The organism is Biformimicrobium ophioploci, from assembly GCF_030270605.1.
Taxonomy (GTDB): Bacteria; Pseudomonadota; Gammaproteobacteria; order Pseudomonadales; family Cellvibrionaceae; genus Biformimicrobium; species Biformimicrobium ophioploci.
The window spans coordinates 1-1,182 of sequence record NZ_BSYJ01000021.1; the positions used below are offsets into that span (position 1 = coordinate 1).

Consider the following 1,182-nt stretch of genomic DNA (forward strand, 5'->3'; position numbering starts at 1 on the left):
CGTTGCTTTAGGGAAAATTAATGAAACGGAATTATGTGCTGGTAGATCTGGAGAATGTTTCTCCGGATAACTTGCATTTGCTTGAGGATGAGCAGTTCCATGTAAAGGTTTTCGTGGGAAGCTCGCAAAGTAAAATCCCAACGGAGATGGTAATTGCAATGCAATCTATCGGTTCCCGCGGAGAATATATCCAAATATCTGGATCGGGAAAAAATGCCCTAGACTTTCATGTCGCCTATTACCTGGGTATTTTGGCTGAGCGGGAACCGGACTCATATTTTCACATTATTTCCAAAGACAAAGGTTTTGATCCGTTAATTTCTTATATGCGGTCTTGCAAGAAATTTGTCCATCGCCATGTAGATGTATCAGAAATTTCAATTCTGAAGGCCAAATTGCCAGAGAAGCCTTCGTCAGAAACTGGGTATGAGAGAGTTGTAAACTCACTAAAGGTTAGGGGACGCAGTCGGCCTAGAAAGCCTGAAACTTTGCGCAGTACAATAAGAGCGCTATTTAACCCTCCCTTACCGGAAGGGGAAGTAGAAAAAATCGTACAGCAGTTGGAAAAAGAGGGTGTCGTTACCATCGCAGCCAAGACTGTGGGGTGCTCGTTCGCAACGTAACAAGCGCGTGAAGGGCGACTCCGTAAGCTTTGCTTCGGTTTTTTGTTGCTCGCTGCGCTCACAATTTAACAAAAAACCGGCGCGTCGCTAGTCGCGCCTTACGCGGGCGTTATGCCTCGTTTACGGAAAAAGTGATGATTTTAGGTAAAACTGTCGGAGAGAGAAAAAGGTCCCTTGCGGAGCTTGTTAAAAATCACCTCATCGGAATGGGTAAGGCCGCTGAGATTATTCACGGCAGAGTCAATTCTGCAGGTCACAAGGATCAGGTGTTAATTGATAGTGAAATCGGTTTGATACATCTAACATCTACTTCTTCTGATGACCCAAACTCATCACTTGTTACTGGTGGCTTTAAGGAAAAAGAGCAGGATTACCTAGCAGACAAAAAGTATGTGGTATTTGGGTGGAATGCCAAAGGATTAAAGCCCAGAACATTTTTGTTCTTCGTTGAAGCGAAAGAACTTGTCGGTAGAGATGGGATTTCCAAGCAGGAAGTCAATCGCCTCAGAGATCGTCAACTGAGCACAGTTCTGGCATAACAAACGCGTGAAGGGCGACA

General features: G+C 44.7%; 2 protein-coding genes. Both read left to right on the forward strand.

The window, feature by feature from the left end:
* Positions 1-20: 20 nt before the first annotated feature.
* The gene (locus tag QSJ80_RS15540) at positions 21-623 is read left to right on the forward strand and encodes a PIN domain-containing protein (RefSeq protein ID WP_285765385.1); all 603 of its coding nucleotides are present in this window, start codon (positions 21-23) and stop codon (positions 621-623) included.
* Between the two features lie 134 nt (positions 624-757).
* Positions 758-1,162: a hypothetical protein gene (locus QSJ80_RS15545; RefSeq protein WP_285765386.1), complete on the forward strand. Its 405-nt coding sequence runs from the start codon at positions 758-760 to the stop codon at positions 1,160-1,162.
* The last annotated feature ends 20 nt before the right edge of the window (positions 1,163-1,182 follow it).

What these genes read in the sequence shown, in the direction of transcription:
- QSJ80_RS15540 (WP_285765385.1), top strand. Translation starts at nt 21, where the DNA reads ATGAAACGGAATTATGTGCTGGTAGATCTGGAGAATGTTTCTCCGGAT.
- QSJ80_RS15545 (WP_285765386.1), top strand. Translation starts at nt 758, where the DNA reads ATGATTTTAGGTAAAACTGTCGGAGAGAGAAAAAGGTCCCTTGCGGAG.